This window comes from Rhodobacter viridis (assembly GCF_003217355.1).
GTDB classification, from domain to species: domain Bacteria; phylum Pseudomonadota; class Alphaproteobacteria; order Rhodobacterales; family Rhodobacteraceae; genus Rhodobacter; species Rhodobacter viridis.
Map to the genome: position 1 here is coordinate 120,764 of NZ_QJTK01000004.1, position 14,773 is coordinate 135,536.

General features: G+C 63.8%; 17 protein-coding genes. 13 read left to right on the forward strand and 4 right to left on the reverse strand.

Features of this window, described 5'->3' with window-relative positions; genetic code table 11:
• The 3 genes from C8J30_RS07720 to C8J30_RS07725 all read left to right on the forward strand — a co-directional run bounded on the left by C8J30_RS07720 (position 1) and on the right by C8J30_RS07725 (position 2,066).
• Positions 1-780, forward strand: coding sequence for a succinate dehydrogenase iron-sulfur subunit (locus C8J30_RS07720; protein WP_110805268.1), 780 nt, complete (start codon positions 1-3; stop codon positions 778-780).
• A gap of 154 nt (positions 781-934) precedes the next feature.
• The gene (locus C8J30_RS18580; protein WP_181420810.1) at positions 935-1,099 is read left to right on the forward strand and encodes a hypothetical protein; all 165 of its coding nucleotides are present in this window, start codon (positions 935-937) and stop codon (positions 1,097-1,099) included.
• A 94-nt stretch (positions 1,100-1,193) separates the two neighbouring features.
• Positions 1,194-2,066: an urea carboxylase-associated family protein gene (locus tag C8J30_RS07725; RefSeq protein ID WP_110805269.1), complete on the forward strand. Its 873-nt coding sequence runs from the start codon at positions 1,194-1,196 to the stop codon at positions 2,064-2,066.
• A 24-nt stretch (positions 2,067-2,090) separates the two neighbouring features.
• Here the strand turns inward: C8J30_RS07725 and C8J30_RS07730 are convergent, their stop codons facing one another.
• Positions 2,091-2,438: an ArsR/SmtB family transcription factor gene (locus C8J30_RS07730; protein WP_110805270.1), complete on the reverse strand. Its 348-nt coding sequence runs from the start codon at positions 2,436-2,438 to the stop codon at positions 2,091-2,093.
• A gap of 212 nt (positions 2,439-2,650) precedes the next feature.
• Between C8J30_RS07730 and C8J30_RS07735 the strand changes: the two genes are divergently transcribed.
• From C8J30_RS07735 to C8J30_RS07755, 5 genes are all read left to right on the forward strand, one after another.
• Complete coding sequence (locus tag C8J30_RS07735; protein WP_110805271.1) at positions 2,651-2,995, forward strand: AtpZ/AtpI family protein; 345 nt, start codon at positions 2,651-2,653, stop codon at positions 2,993-2,995.
• Between the two features lie 2 nt (positions 2,996-2,997).
• The gene (locus C8J30_RS07740) at positions 2,998-3,774 is read left to right on the forward strand and encodes a F0F1 ATP synthase subunit A (protein WP_245909727.1); all 777 of its coding nucleotides are present in this window, start codon (positions 2,998-3,000) and stop codon (positions 3,772-3,774) included.
• Positions 3,775-3,844: 70 nt separating this feature from the next.
• The gene (locus C8J30_RS07745) at positions 3,845-4,081 is read left to right on the forward strand and encodes a F0F1 ATP synthase subunit C (RefSeq protein WP_013066486.1); all 237 of its coding nucleotides are present in this window, start codon (positions 3,845-3,847) and stop codon (positions 4,079-4,081) included.
• A 74-nt stretch (positions 4,082-4,155) separates the two neighbouring features.
• Positions 4,156-4,716, forward strand: a complete 561-nt coding sequence (locus tag C8J30_RS07750) for a F0F1 ATP synthase subunit B' (RefSeq protein WP_110805273.1) — start codon at positions 4,156-4,158, stop codon at positions 4,714-4,716.
• Positions 4,717-4,720: 4 nt separating this feature from the next.
• Complete coding sequence (locus tag C8J30_RS07755; protein ID WP_110805274.1) at positions 4,721-5,281, forward strand: F0F1 ATP synthase subunit B; 561 nt, start codon at positions 4,721-4,723, stop codon at positions 5,279-5,281.
• A gap of 134 nt (positions 5,282-5,415) precedes the next feature.
• On the opposite strand, the gene phaZ is transcribed toward C8J30_RS07755, so the two are convergent.
• Positions 5,416-6,684, reverse strand: a complete 1,269-nt coding sequence (gene phaZ, locus C8J30_RS07760; protein ID WP_110805275.1) for a polyhydroxyalkanoate depolymerase — start codon at positions 6,682-6,684, stop codon at positions 5,416-5,418.
• 91 nt (positions 6,685-6,775) lie between these two features.
• Between phaZ and C8J30_RS07765 the strand changes: the two genes are divergently transcribed.
• The 4 genes from C8J30_RS07765 to C8J30_RS07780 all read left to right on the forward strand — a co-directional run bounded on the left by C8J30_RS07765 (position 6,776) and on the right by C8J30_RS07780 (position 11,003).
• Positions 6,776-8,569 carry a class I poly(R)-hydroxyalkanoic acid synthase gene (locus tag C8J30_RS07765; protein ID WP_110805276.1) on the forward strand — a complete coding sequence of 598 codons (1,794 nt, stop codon included), beginning with the start codon at positions 6,776-6,778 and terminating at the stop codon, positions 8,567-8,569.
• Positions 8,570-8,764: 195 nt separating this feature from the next.
• On the forward strand, positions 8,765-9,211 hold the full coding sequence (locus C8J30_RS07770) for a phasin family protein (protein ID WP_110805277.1): 447 nt from the start codon (positions 8,765-8,767) through the stop codon (positions 9,209-9,211).
• 138 nt (positions 9,212-9,349) lie between these two features.
• Positions 9,350-9,895, forward strand: a complete 546-nt coding sequence (phaR, locus tag C8J30_RS07775; protein WP_110805278.1) for a polyhydroxyalkanoate synthesis repressor PhaR — start codon at positions 9,350-9,352, stop codon at positions 9,893-9,895.
• Positions 9,896-10,058: 163 nt separating this feature from the next.
• Positions 10,059-11,003 carry a LysR family transcriptional regulator gene (locus tag C8J30_RS07780; protein ID WP_110805279.1) on the forward strand — a complete coding sequence of 315 codons (945 nt, stop codon included), beginning with the start codon at positions 10,059-10,061 and terminating at the stop codon, positions 11,001-11,003.
• 28 nt (positions 11,004-11,031) lie between these two features.
• Here the strand turns inward: C8J30_RS07780 and C8J30_RS07785 are convergent, their stop codons facing one another.
• Both C8J30_RS07785 and secG read right to left on the reverse strand, forming a co-directional pair.
• On the reverse strand, positions 11,032-12,675 hold the full coding sequence (locus tag C8J30_RS07785; RefSeq protein WP_110805280.1) for a CTP synthase: 1,644 nt from the start codon (positions 12,673-12,675) through the stop codon (positions 11,032-11,034).
• A gap of 151 nt (positions 12,676-12,826) precedes the next feature.
• On the reverse strand, positions 12,827-13,300 hold the full coding sequence (secG, locus tag C8J30_RS07790) for a preprotein translocase subunit SecG (RefSeq protein ID WP_110805281.1): 474 nt from the start codon (positions 13,298-13,300) through the stop codon (positions 12,827-12,829).
• Between the two features lie 178 nt (positions 13,301-13,478).
• On the opposite strand from secG, the gene C8J30_RS07795 reads away from it, so the two are divergent.
• Positions 13,479-14,771 (forward strand): adenylosuccinate synthase, encoded by a 1,293-nt coding sequence (locus C8J30_RS07795; protein WP_110805282.1) that lies wholly within the window; start codon positions 13,479-13,481, stop codon positions 14,769-14,771.
• The last annotated feature ends 2 nt before the right edge of the window (positions 14,772-14,773 follow it).

A 14,773-nucleotide genomic window follows, 5' to 3' on the forward strand; every position in this document is an offset into this window, starting at 1 on the left:
ATGGTTCAGTTCACGCTTCCGAAAAACTCCAAGATCCGCGTCGGCAAGACCTGGCCGCGGCCCGAGGGCGCCAAAAACGTGCGCAAGTTCAAGATCTACCGCTGGGACCCGGATACCGGCGAGAATCCGCGGGTGGACACCTATTTCCTCGACATGGACCGCTGCGGCCCGATGGTTCTGGATGCGCTCTTGAAGATCAAGAACGAGATCGACCCGACGCTGACGTTCCGGCGCTCCTGCCGCGAGGGCATCTGCGGTTCCTGCGCGATGAACATCGACGGGATCAACACGCTGGCCTGCATCTACGGTCTCGACGAGATCAAGGGCGATGTCCGCATCTATCCGCTGCCGCACATGCCGGTGGTCAAGGACCTCGTGCCCGACCTGACGCTGTTCTACGCGCAGCACGCCTCGATCATGCCGTTCCTGCAAACGACGACGAACAAGCCGGAAAAAGAATGGCTGCAGTCGATCGAGGACCGCAAGAAACTCGACGGGCTTTATGAATGCGTGATGTGCGCCTCGTGCTCGACCTCGTGCCCGAGCTACTGGTGGAACTCGGACCGCTACCTTGGCCCGGCGGCGCTGCTTCATGCCTATCGCTGGATCATCGACAGCCGCGACGAGGCCACGGCCGAGCGTCTCGATGCGCTGGAAGACCCCTTCAAGCTTTATCGCTGCCACACGATCATGAACTGCGCCAAGACCTGCCCGAAGGGGCTGAACCCGGCGAAAGCGATTGCCGAGATCAAGAAGTTGATGGTTGGTCGGCACGTCTGATCCGGTCTCGAACCCCAAAAGGCCCCGGCAATGCCGGGGCCTTTTTGCTGCGTTGCGGAAAATGCATATCGCAGTTGCAGCATTGGTCGTGTTTGTGAGCGCCAACATGGGATAGTTTGTCGCAGGGGAGAAGAGCGACCTACAGGAGCGTCCCATGTCGAAGATCGTCACCTTCCGGAAGAAATACGAGCAGGAAAAAGCCGCCGAAGCGCTGAAGATTCTGGCCGATGCCTGGGCCTATTACACGCCTGCCCGGGGCAAGGCCGACCTGGTCGAAGAGACCGAAATCGAACAGATGTTCGAATATTACGCGGCCTGAGCCGCGCGTGCCGCAAAAGCCCCCTTGCCGGTCGGCGGGGGCTTTTCTTTTGCGCCAAAGCCGGGTGAGACTGGGGCAAAGGAGACCGCGCCCCGTGAAACTGACCCATCCTGAACATGCCCCGCCCGCCGATGCCGCGCGCTCGCGCGCGATCAAGCCGGTGATCTGCTATCCGGTCGAGACGCTGCCGCGCCCCGATCTTGCCGCGCTGCGCGCCGCCCGCGACGGCTGGACGAAGACCGCCGAGGTGATCGTCCCCGCGCGCGAGGCGAAATATTTCGAAGTCCCGGCCGGGTGCTTCTTCCGCATCACCTCGACCCTGGGGCCGCAGGTCGGCGACCTGAACCTCTGGGCGGCTGAGGATCTGAACGAGCGCTTCTTTTCCGGCAAGACCCGGGCGCTGCACGGCACGCATCTGTCGACGGGGGATCAGCTCTGGTCCTCGATCCCCTATCTGCGGCCGATGGCGACGATCACCGAGGACACGCTCGACTGGTACGGCATCGACGAGCACGGCGGCTCGGTGCATGACGTGATTGGCACGCGCTGCGACCCCTATACGCATCACATGCTGTCGGGCGGGGACAATTACCACCATTGCTGCCACTCGAACCTGACCCGCGCGCTGACCGAGGCGACGGGGCTGATGAAACACGCCTGCGAGTTCCATGTGCATGACGTGCTCAATGTCTTCATGTGCACGGGCTTCACCCGCGACACCGGGCAGTATTTCATGAAGGCCTCGCCGGTGCGGCCGGGCGATTATCTGGAATTCTTCGCCGAGATCGATCTGGGCGGAGCGCTCTCGGCCTGCCCGGGCGGGGATTGCTCGTCTGAGCATTCCTCGGATGCGGCGGCCTGCTATCCGCTGCTGGTCGAAGTGTTTACCCCGAAAGCCCCGCCCGCGGGCCGGGTGTCGCCTGCGCGCAATGGCTATGATCGCACGCATGGCTGCGATCTCGACTGACGGGGCAGGGGGGCGCTGCCCCCCTTACTCCGGCTGTGGCGCCTGCAGTTCGGTTTCCAGAAACCGCTCGAAGGCTTCCAGATCGAGCGGCTCGAACTGCCCGAAGCTCTGGATCCAGACGATCGCCCCCTCCATCGCCGCCGGTTCGAGCTTGCACCATTTCACCCGGCCGCGCTTTTCCTGCGAGATCAGACCGGCCTCGGCGAGGATCGCCAGATGTTTCGAGATCGCCGCGAGCGACATCTGAAACGGCTCGGCCACGTCGGTCACGGCCATGTCGTCTTCGAGCAGCATGGTCAGGATCGCCCGCCGCGTCGGGTCGGCCAGCGCCGCAAAGACGGCATCAAGCGCAGAGGAAGGGTCATCGGTCATGCGCCGACTTTGCGCATGCTGCGGCAAAACGTCAACCGATCGGTTGAATATCACTTTGGCCCGATGCCTGCAAAAACCCTGCCCCCCATCTGGATGTGATTGCGCAAACTGACGTAAAAACAAGACCTTGCGGGCGCAGAAAGACTCTGTCAACGGCGTTGACTCATCGGGCTTGCGCCGTTAGACACAGCCTCAACCTGCGGGGAGCATCCATGTCCGATGAAGTTGCGGAAGAGCCCGATCCCGAGCGCCTGGCGGCGCTGGAGAAACGGATTTCGCAACTGAAGAAGGCGGAAGAGGCCCCCAAACGCGCAGCGGATGGTGACCTGCGCATGGCCGACATGGCCTGGCGGATGGTCATCGAACTGGTTTCGGGGCTGGGGATCGGCTTCGGCATCGGATTTGGGCTCGACGCCGTTTTCGGCACCAAGCCATTCCTGATGCTGATCTTCGTCTTCCTCGGTCTCGCGGCGGGGGTGAAGGTGATGCTTCGCTCGGCCGCGGACTTGACAAAGGCACAGGCAGCTGCGGCCGCAGCTGGCAAAGAGGGGAAATAGTCGTGGCAGAAGAAGCTGGCACCGGCCTTGTGTTCCACCCGATGGAACCGTTCAAGATTCACTCGCTGTTCAGCGGCGAGCCGATCAGCTGGTACGAATTTTTCGTTCCCACCAACACCACCCTGTGGATGGCGATCGGCGTTCTGGCCATCGCCCTGCTGATGGTCGTGGGGACGCTGCGTCGCGCCATCGTTCCGGGCCGTGTTCAATCGGTTGCGGAACTCGCCTACGGCTTCATCCACAAGATGGTCGAAGACGTGGCGGGCAAGGACGGTCTGGTCTACTTCCCCTATATCTTCACGCTGTTCCTGTTCATCGTCTTCTCGAACTTCCTCGGGCTGATCCCGGGGGCCTTCACGCCCACCTCGCACATCGCGGTGACGGCGGTCATGGCGATGGGCGTGTTCGTCGGCGTCACGGCGCTTGGCTTCATGAAGCACGGCAGCCACTTCCTCGGCCTGTTCTGGGTCTCGGCCGCGCCGCTGGCGCTGCGCCCGATCCTGGCCGTGATCGAGGTGATCTCCTACTTCGTGCGCCCCGTCAGCCACTCCATTCGTCTTGCCGGCAACATGATGGCTGGCCACGCGGTGATGGAAGTGTTCGCGGCCTTCGCTCCGCTGATCCTGTTCTCCTTCGTCGGCGTCATCGTGACCCCGCTGTCGGTGCTGGCGATCGTCGCGATGTATGCGCTCGAAATCCTCGTGGCCTTCGTGCAGGCCTACGTCTTCACCATCCTGACCTGCGTCTACCTGAAAGACGCGCTGCATCCGGGCCACTGAGGCCCGGACCGCAGACAGGTCTTCGAAACAACCTCAATTCAGCCAATTCCAACCTCAAGGAGTGTCCATCATGGAAGGCGATATCGTTCAAATGGGTGCCTACATCGGTGCTGGTCTTGCGTGCACCGGCATGGGCGGCGCCGCCGTCGGTGTGGGCCACGTCGTCGGCAACTTCATCTCGGGCGCGCTGCGTAACCCGTCGGCGGCCGCTTCGCAAACCGCCACCATGTTCATCGGTATCGCGTTCGCCGAAGCGCTGGGGATCTTCTCGTTCCTCGTCGCGCTTCTGCTGATGTTCGCCGTCTGATCCCTGCTACCTATCCTTGCGGTCGGGTGGGTGCCCCGCACCCACCCGGTAACTGAGGGGTCCAGGGGGACGACATGGCAAACGAAACTCAAGCGGTCGAAGCCGCTGCTGCTGTCGCCGGACACGCTGCCGAGGCTGCGGAAAAAGGCGGGATGCCGCAACTCGACTTCTCGACCTTCCCGAACCAGATCTTCTGGCTGCTGTTGGCTCTGGGCGCCATCTACTGGCTTCTGACCAACATCGCCATTCCGCGCATCGCGGGGATCCTTGCGGACCGCGCGGGCACCATCACCGGTGATATCGAAGCGGCGGAACAGTACAAGCTGAAGGCCAAGGACGCGGAAGCGGCCTATGCCAAGGCTCTGGCCGACGCCCGTGCGCAAGCGCAAAAGATCATCGCCGAGACTCGTGCGGCGATCCAGAAGGACCTTGATGCTGCCGCGGCGAAAGCCGATGCGGATATCGGGGCCCGGGTTGCGCAGTCGGAAGTGAAGATCGCCGAAATCCGCGCCGGTGCGCTGGAGGCGGTTCAGATCGTCGCCACCGACACGGCCACGGCCATCGTCACGGCGCTGGGCGGCAAAGCCGATACGAGCGCGGTCACCGCCGCGGTCGGTCAGCGGGTGAAGGGGTAACGCGATGAAGAAACTGACGTTCCTGCTGGTTGCTCTGGCGGCGAACCCGGCTTTCGCTTCGGAAGAAGGCCCGTTCGTCTCGCTGCGCAACGCGCATTTCGTGATCCTCACCGCGTTCCTCATCTTCCTCGGCGTCCTGATCAAGTTCAAGGTCCCGTCGATGCTGATGGGCATGCTCGACAAGCGTGCCGAAGGCATCAAGTCGGAGCTGGACGAGGCCAAGGCGCTGCGTGACGAAGCGCAGAAGATCCTGGCGAGCTACGAGCGCAAGGCGCGCGAAGTGCAAGGGCAGGCCGACGAGATCGTCGCCGCTGCCAAGCGCGACGCGCAACTGGCGGCCGAGCAAGCCAAGGCGGACCTGAAGGAGGCCATCGCGCGCCGCCTGAAGGGCGCCGAAGACCGGATCGCCTCGGCGGAAGCCGCTGCGCTGAAGGACGTGAAGGACCGGGCCGTGCAAGTGGCGGTTGCCGCTGCGGCCGAGGTTCTGGCGAACCAGATGTCGGCGGCCGAGAAGTCGAAGATGATCGACGCCTCGATCGCGGAAGTGGAAACCCGGCTGAACTGAGCCGATTTCCAGACCAGATCGAAAACCCGGCCTCGCGGCCGGGTTTTTTTCTTTTGGGCCGTGTCGCAACGGGGCAGGGCAAAAGAAAACGCGCGCCCGAAGGCGCGCGTCGTTCCTTGAACGGGGCAGGGGGCTCAGACGGCGCGGATCGGCGTCACTTTCGCCATTGCAGGCGCCGCATTCGCGTCGATGAAATCGAGCACCAGCGGGCGGATGTTGTTGCGCCAGGACGAACCCGCGAAAATGCCGTAATGGCCTGCGCCCGGCTCCAGATGCTGCGCCTTCTTGCTGTCGGGCAGGCCGGTGCAGAGCCGCAGCGCCGCCACGCATTGCCCGGGCGCCGAGATGTCGTCGTTCGAGCCTTCAACCGTCTTCACCGCGACGCGGGTGATCTTGCCGATATCGACGCGCTTGCCTTCGACCTCGAAGCGGTTCTGCGCGATCTCGAGCCCCTTGAAGATGCGCTCGACCGTCGACAGGTAGAATTCTGCGGTCATGTCCATCACCGCCAGATATTCATCATAGAAGATGTTGTGATGGTCGTGTTCCGAGCCTTCGCCCTTCGACTCCATCAGGATCTTGTCCGAGAAGGCCTTGGTGTGCTTGTCCATGTTCATCGAGATGAACGAGGCAAGCTGCATCAGCCCCGGATAGACCAGACGCCCGGCGCCCTTGTATTTGAAGCCGACGCGCTGGATCACCATGTGCTCGAGCTGGCCCATCGTGACGCGGCGGCCGAAGTCGGTCACCTCGGTCGCGGCGGCATCGGGGTCGATCGGCCCGCCAATGAGCGTCAGCGTGCGCGGCTGCGCCTCGGGCTCTTCCTCGGCCAGATAGGCGGTGGCGGCCAGCGTCAGCGGCGCCGGTTGGCACACGGCGATGACGTTGATGTCCGGGCCAAGAAGCCGCATGAACTCGACGAGATAGAGCGTGTAGTCTTCGATGTCGAACTTGCCCGCCGAAACAGGGATGTCACGCGCGTTATGCCAATCCGTCACGTAAACGTCAGCATCGGGCAGGAGGCTCGCGACGGTCGAGCGCAGGAGCGTCGCATAATGGCCCGACATCGGCGCAACCAGAAGGATACGCCGGGCCATCGGCGCCCGGCCCTGCACCTTGAAGTGGATCAGCGCGCCGAAGGGCTTGTCGACCAGCGTCTCGATTTCGATCAGGTGATCCTTGCCGTCGGCGGCGGGAATCGAGCGGATGCCCCAGTCGGGCTTGATGACCATGCGCGCGAAGCTGCGCTCGGTCACGCGGCCCCAAGCCGACATCAGCTTGAACATCGGGTGCGGCGTCAGCCCCCAGACAGGATAGGACGCCATGGCCCGGGCCGAGGCGCCCATCCACTCATTCGTGTTCCTGATGGTTTCCATCAGGTCATAGCTCATCATGCCCTTCATTGGCGCTCCCCAAGAAACCGCTCAATCGCCGCTTGTCCCTGTCCAAGCGGACGTTATGTTTCTTAGTCAAGGATAGGGAGGAAATATAGTTATGACAACGCCTGAAAAGGTCGAATCTGCTGCATCGCAGCAAATGCGGGACAATCTGGCGCGAATTGAGACCCTCACGCAACGCATGGTAGAAGCCATTGCGCAAAAGCGCCCGTTGAATCCGGCTCTGGAAGGGCCGGGGCTTGATCTTTACGTGTCGTCTTCGACCGCGCTGATGCGCGAGATGACGGCGAATCCCGCGAAGATCTTCGAGGCGCAGGTGAACTATTGGGCGCAGGCGATGACGCATTACATCGACGCCACCCATGCTTTCGCGCAAGGCACGTTCAAACCCCCGGCAGACCCGGGGCCGAAGGATCGCCGCTTTTCCAATCCGCTTTGGGATACCCATCCCTATTTCAACTTCATCAAGCAGCAATATCTGATCGCCTCGACCTCGATCGAAGAGGCGCTGGCGAAGATCGAGGGGCTTGACCCCGTCGATCGCAAGCGGCTCGAGATGTTCTCGAAGCAGATCATCGACATGATGGCGCCGACGAATTTTCTGGCGACCAACCCCGATGCGCTGGAAAAAGCCGTTGCGACAGAAGGGGAAAGCCTGGTGCGCGGGCTGGAGAATCTCGTGCGCGACATCGAGGCGAACCGGGGCGATCTGGTGATCACGCTCGCGGACAAGAACGCTTTCAGTGTCGGGCACAACATCGGCACGGCGAAGGGGCAGGTGGTCTATCGCAACCGGCTGATGGAGCTGATCCAGTACACGCCGACGACGCCCACCGTGCACAAGACACCGCTGATCATCTTCCCGCCGTGGATCAACAAGTTCTACATCCTCGATCTGAAGCCGCAAAACAGCCTGATCCGCTGGATCGTCGATCAGGGCTTCACCCTTTTCGTCGTCAGCTGGAAGAACCCGGACCGGTCTTACGCCGATGTGGGGATGGAGGATTACATCCGCGACGGCTATCTGACCGCGATCGAGGAGGTGAAGGCGATCACCGGCGAGAAGCAGGTCAATGCGGTGGGCTATTGCATCGCCGGAACGACGCTGAGCCTGGTTCTGGCGCTGCTGGAGAAGCGCAAGGACCGCTCGATCAAGACCGCGACCTTCTTTACCACGCTGACGGATTTCTCCGATCAGGGCGAGTTCACGCCGTTCTTGCAGGATGATTTCGTCGACGGGATCGAGCGTCAGGTGCGCATGGACGGGGTGCTGTCGAGCTATTACATGACGCGCACCTTCTCCTATCTGCGGGCGAATGACCTGATCTATCAGCCCGCGATCCGCAGCTACATGATGGGGGAATCACCCCCAGCCTTCGATCTGCTCTACTGGAACGGCGACAGCACGAACCTGCCGGGCAAGATGGCGGTGGAATATCTGCGCGGGCTTTGTCAGGCCGATGCCTTCACCACCGACGGCTTCGATCTGATGGGCGAGCTGCTGCATGTCTCGGGGGTCAAGGTGCCGCTTTGCGCCATTGCCTGCGAGACCGACCATATCGCGCCCTGGGTCGCCTCGTTCCACGGCGTCGCGCAGATGGGGTCGAACGACAAGACCTTCATCCTGTCGGAATCGGGCCATATCGCCGGGATCGTGAACCCGCCGACGAAGGAGAAATACGGTCACTACACCTCCGAGGTGCCGATCGAGGATCCGCAGGAATGGCGGGCTGGTGCGACCTATACCAAGGGCAGCTGGTGGCCGCGTTGGGGGGCCTGGCTCTCTGGCCATTCGGGCAAGATGGTGGCGGCGCGCGAACCGGGCGATGCCCGTCATCCTCCGCTTGCCCCCGCGCCCGGCACCTATGTCGCCGAGGTCGTTGTTCTCTGACGCCGGGATCGCGTCGAAAGGGGGCTTTGGCCCCCTTTCGTTTTGGTGACCTGCCTTGATGCAAATCAACCGCGGCGCGAATAATCGCGCTGCAATGCAGAAATTATTCTTGCAATGCTGCACTGCAGCATTTATATCTGAGTCAAGCGAACGGGCCCCGCCGCCTCGAAGGGCCCACTGACCGGAGCGACAGAAATGGCCAAGACCCAAGATCTCACCAAGATGATGCAAGACATGATGGCCTCGATGCCGATGGACATGTCGAAGATGCAGGATGCGTTCAAGGCGCAGACCGTGCTGACCGAAAAGATGGCCAAGGTTGCCATCGACGCCGCTGAAAAATCGACCGACATCTCGGCCAAATGGGCCAAGGACTCGCTGGCCAAAGTTGGCGCGCTGACCTCGTCGAAAGTCGAGCCGGCCGATTACGCCAAGGTGATGAGCGATTTCGCCTCGGCCTCGGTCGAAATGGCGACGGAAAACCTCGCCGCCTTCGCCGAAGTGGCGAAGAAGGTTCAGATGGACACCGTCGAGCTGATGCTGGCCGCTGGCAAGGAAATGACCGAAGAAACCACCGCGGCCGTGAAAAAAGCGACCGAGGAAGTGACCGCCGCCGCCAAGAAGACCGTCGCGGCGAAGTAATCGGGATCGACCCGGTTCTCTCCTCCCTGCCGGGTTGACCATGGGCGCACTTCGGTGCGCCCTTTTCTTTTGTTGCTTTTGCCGCGGCGCGGCCTAAACATTGCTGCAGCGCCAATAAAACCACGGGGAGGAGAGACCATGGCCGATGAGGCGAAACCGTTGCTCATCAAGCGGTATGCGAGCCGGCGGCTCTACAACACCGAGACGAGCGACTATGTCACGCTCGAGGACATCGCATCCTTCATCCGCCAAGGGCGCGAGGTGCAGATCGTCGATCTGAAATCGGGCGACGACCTGACGCGGCAATATCTGCTGCAGATCATCGCGGAACATGAAAGCCGGGGCGAGAACGTGCTGCCGGTCGACGTGCTGACCGATCTGGTGCGCAGCTATGCGACGCAGGCGCAATCGGTGGTGCCGCAATTCCTGGCCGCGAGCTTCGAGATGCTGCGCGAAGGCCAGTCGAAGATGATGGAGAATCTGTCCACCTTCCCGGCGGTCCCCGGTTTCGAGGCGCTGCAGCGTCAGCAGGAAGCGTTCCTGAAGACGATGATGGCGGGCTGGGGCGCCGCGGTCGGCACCACGCCCGAAGCGGGTGGCGGTGAGACGGCGGGCGGGCGCGAAGAGCTTGACGCGATCAAGAAGCAGCTGGCCGATCTGCAGTCGAAGCTGTCGAAACTTTGAGCCGGGCGGGGGGCGCTGCCCCCCGTCCCCCCGCTCGGGGGCGTGCCCCCGAGACCCCCGGCCCGGATCTGGGCTGTTTTCTTGAAATTGCAGGGGCTTCCATGGGCGCGGGCTTGCCAAAGCAAGGCCGGGGTCGTCATTCTGGCCCGGACAGGGGGCGCGGATGACAGGCAAGGCGAAAGGGCGGGGCGAGAAGATCAGCCTCTGGGCGGTCGAGATGCTGGTGGCGACGGCCGAGGAAGGCGCGATCACCGCCGCCGCGCGGCGGCTGGGCGTTTCGGCCTCGGCGGTCAGTCAGCAGATCGTGGCGCTGGAAACCGCGCTGGGGGCGGAACTCGTCGATCGCACCGCGCGGCCCTTTGGATTGACCGCCGCGGGGCGGGCCTTTCTGCCCCATGCCGAGGCGATGCTCGATGAACTGGCGCGCGGTCGCGCCGGGGTGGGGCTGGCCGATCCTGCCGGGCTGCGCAGTTTCCGCCTTGGCATGATCGAGGATTTCGAGGCCGAGGTGACGCCGCTTCTGCTGTCGGGCATGGGCGCCGAGCTGACCGCCTGCCGCTTCCTGCTGGAAACCGGGCCGAGCCATCGGCTGGCGGCGCAGCTCGAGGCGCGGGCGCTCGACATGGTGGTGGCGGCCGAGATCGAAGGCGCGCAGGAAGGGCTGGAGCTGCATCCGCTTCTGTCCGAGCCTTTCGTGGCGGTCTGGCCGGAGGGTCAGCTGGGCGCCGATCTGCCACTTCTGCATTATTCGCGCCGCACGCTGATGGGGCAGCAGATCGCGGCCTATCTGGGGCGGATCGGCGAGAGCCCCGGGCATCGGTTCGAAATCGACAGCACCCCGGCGATTCTGGCGATGGTGGCAGCGGGGCAGGGCTGGTCGATCCTGACCCCCTCGGGCGTGCTGCACGGCAAGCGCGCGGGGGTGGCGCTGGCGCCGCTGAAAGGGCCGGGCATGAGTCGCCGTATCGTTCTGAGCGCGCGGGCGGGCACGATGGGCGATCTGCCTGGCGCGGTCGCCCTGCGGCTGCGGGGGCTTTTGGCCGAACGGATCGTGGCGCCCGCGCTGATCGAGGCGCCGTGGCTTCAGGCCGCTTTGCGCGTCGAATGAAAACGCCCGCTGTCGCGGGCGTTTGAGGTCAGACCAGACGGCTTTGCGCCAGCGCGGCTTTCACGAAACCGGCAAAGAGCGGGTGCGGCGCAAAGGGTTTCGACTTCAGCTCCGGGTGGAACTGCACGCCGATGAACCACGGATGGTCCTTGTGCTCGACGATCTCGGGCAGGCGGCCATCGGGGCTCATGCCCGAGAACACCAGACCGCAGTTTTCAAGCGCCTCGCGATAGGTGATGTCGACCTCGTAGCGGTGGCGGTGGCGTTCCTCGATCTCGGTCTTGCCATAGACTTCGGCCACTTTCGAGCCCGCGGTCAGATGCGCCGAATAGGCGCCCAGCCGCATCGTGCCGCCCTTGTCGTCGGTCACTTTCCGCTCGACCCGGTGGTTGCCCTGCACCCATTCCTTGAGGTGGTAAACCACGGGCGTGAAACGCTTTTCACCCGCCTCATGGTCGAATTCCTCGGAGCCCGCATTCGCCACGCCCGCCATGTTGCGTGCCGCTTCAATCACCGCCATCTGCATGCCAAGGCAGATGCCGAGATAGGGCACGCCCTTTTCACGGGCGAATTGCGCCGCGCGGATCTTGCCCTCGGTGCCGCGCTCGCCAAAGCCGCCGGGCACGAGGATCGCGTGGAAGGGCTCCAGATGCGGCGCCGGGTCTTCGCGTTCGAAGATCTCGGCGTCGATCCACTCGGCCTTCACCCGCACCCGGTTCGCCATGCCGCCATGCGTCAGTGCCTCGGCGATCGACTTGTAGGCGTCTTCCAGCTGCACATATTTGCCGACGATGGCGACGCGAACCTCGCCCTCGGCATGGGTCAGCCGGTCCATCACGTCTTCCCAGCGGCTCATGTCCGGCCGCGGCGCGGGCGAGATGCCGAAGGCGTTCAGCACGGCCTGATCGAGCCCGGCACGGTGATAGGCCAAGGGCGCCTCGTAGATCGAGCGCAGGTCATAGGCCGGGATCACGCTGTCGGGGCGGACGTTGCAGAACAGCGCGATCTTCGCGCGTTCCTTGTCCGGGATCGGATGTTCCGAGCGGCACACCAGAACGTCGGGCTGCAAGCCGATCGAGCGCAGTTCCTTGACCGAGTGCTGGGTGGGCTTGGTCTTCAATTCGCCGGAGGCCGCCAGATAGGGCAGCAGCGTCAGATGCATGAAGATGCACTGCCCGCGCGGCCGTTCCTGCGCGAATTGGCGGATCGCTTCGAAGAAGGGCAGGCCCTCGATATCGCCGACCGTGCCGCCGATTTCACACAGCATGAAATCGACCTCGTCATCGCCGACGGCAATGAAGTCCTTGATTTCATTGGTGACGTGCGGGATCACCTGGATCGTCTTGCCAAGGTAGGCTCCGCGGCGTTCCTTTTCCAGAACGTTCGAATAGATCCGCCCGGACGACACCGAATCCGTCTTGCGGGCGCTGACGCCGGTGAAGCGCTCGTAATGACCCAGATCGAGATCGGTCTCGGCGCCGTCATCGGTGACGAAAACTTCGCCATGCTCGAAGGGCGACATCGTGCCCGGATCGACGTTCAGATAGGGATCGAGCTTGCGCAGTCGCACCGAGAAGCCGCGGGCCTGCAGAAGGGCGCCGAGGGCGGCCGAAGCCAAGCCCTTGCCCAGCGAGGAAACCACGCCCCCGGTGATGAAGACATAACGCGCCATGAGACCCCCGTGACAAGCAAAAGAAAGGCTTGTTCCGGTCGGGATCGACCGGAACCACGGGATTTGACTGTTACACGATTCGCAGCCTGCCCGCAACCAGACCGCAAGACTTGGAGTAAACTATGCGCTGAACGCCCCAGTGCTTGTGGCCTCAGTTCGAGGCAGGCGCCTGCGAATAGGGCGAAACGCCACCCGGCAGCGCCGGCATGTTCGAGCTCGGCGCCGGGGTTTCCGGCTGCGCGGGCGCTTCGGCCGGGGCCGGAGTCTCGGTCGCGGCGGGCGGCGTCACCGGCGGAACGACGGGTTCGTCGGTCGCGGCCGGCGGAGCCGTGGTTTCGGGCGCGGCGGGCGCTGTGGCCGTGGTCGTGTCGATCACCGAGGCTTCCTTGCCCGCGCGGGCCGACAGCACGGTCAGCGTGATCGAGGTCGTCAGGAAGCCGATCGCGAAGACCCAGGTCAGCTTGGTCAGCGCATTGGCCGCCTGCCGCCCGGTCATCACGCCGCCACCGCCACCGCCGCCCATGCCAAGGCCGCCACCTTCCGAGCGCTGCAGCAGCACCACCCCGATGAGGAGGAACGCCAGCACGAGGTGGACAACGAGGATGACGTTTTGGACGTTTTCCATGAGGGGAGCCGCGCCTTTTTTCAATCGACGCGCCTATCTAGGCGCTTGGCCGTCTGCGCGCAACCCGGTTTTCTGCCGCGCGGAGCCACGGCCCGGGTCCTTGCGGCGAAAAATCGGTTTCCCCCGGGCGCTCACCCCGCTATATGTCGCGCGGTTTTCAGACCAGCGGAGAAATCGAATGGCCAACGTGGTGGTTGTCGGCGCCCAATGGGGCGACGAGGGCAAGGGCAAGATCGTGGACTGGCTCTCGGAACGGGCCGACGTGATCGCCCGCTTTCAGGGCGGCCATAATGCGGGCCACACGCTCGTCATCGGTGGCAAGGTCTACAAGCTGAACGCGCTGCCCTCGGGCGTCGTGCGCGGCGGCAAGCTCTCGGTGATCGGCAACGGCGTCGTGCTCGACCCGTGGCACCTGGTCAAGGAAGTCGCGGCGATCCGCGAGCAGGGTGTCGCGATCAACCCGGAGAACCTGATGATCGCGGAAAACACCCCTCTCATCATGCCGTTCCACGGGGAACTCGACCGCGCCCGCGAGGCGCAGGCTTCGGTCGCCAAGATCGGCACCACCGGCCGCGGCATCGGGCCTTGCTATGAAGACAAGGTCGGCCGTCGCGTCATCCGCGTTGCCGATCTGGCCGATGACGAAACCCTGCAACTGCGCGTCGATCGGGCGCTCGTGCACCACAACGCGCTGCGCGCCGGTCTCGGGCTTGGCCCGATCGACCGCGAGGCGCTTCTGGCGCAGCTGCGCGAGATTGCTCCCGAGATCCTGCAATATGCGAAGCCGGTCTGGAAAGTGCTCAATGAGCTGCGCAAGGCCGGCAAGCGCATCCTGTTCGAAGGCGCGCAGGGCTCGCTGCTCGACATCGATTTCGGCACCTATCCCTTTGTCACCTCCTCGAACGTGATCGCGGGGCAGGCGGCGACGGGCGTCGGCCTTGGGCCGAATGCGGTCGATTACTCGCTGGGCATCGTCAAGGCCTACACCACCCGCGTCGGTGAAGGCCCGTTCCCGACCGAGTTGAAGGACGACGACGGCGAGCGTCTGGGCACGCGCGGCCATGAATTCGGCACCGTCACCGGGCGCAAGCGCCGCTGCGGCTGGTTCGATGCGGTGCTGGTGCGCCAGACCTGTGCGATCTCGGGCATGAAGGGCATCGCGCTGACCAAGCTCGACGTGCTCGACGGCTTCGAGACCCTGAAGATCTGCGTTGCTTACGATGTCGATGGCGTGCGCTACGACTATCTGCCGACGCAGGCCGCGCTGCAGGCGAAGGCGAAGCCGATCTACGAGGAAATGGACGGCTGGTCGGAAAGCACCCAGGGCGCGCGGTCGTGGAACGATCTGCCGGGCGCGGCGGTGAAATATGTCCGCCGGATCGAGGAGCTGATCCAGTGCCCGGTGGCGATGCTCTCCACCAGCCCCGAGCGCGACGACACCATCCTTGTGACCGACCCCTTCGAGGATTGATC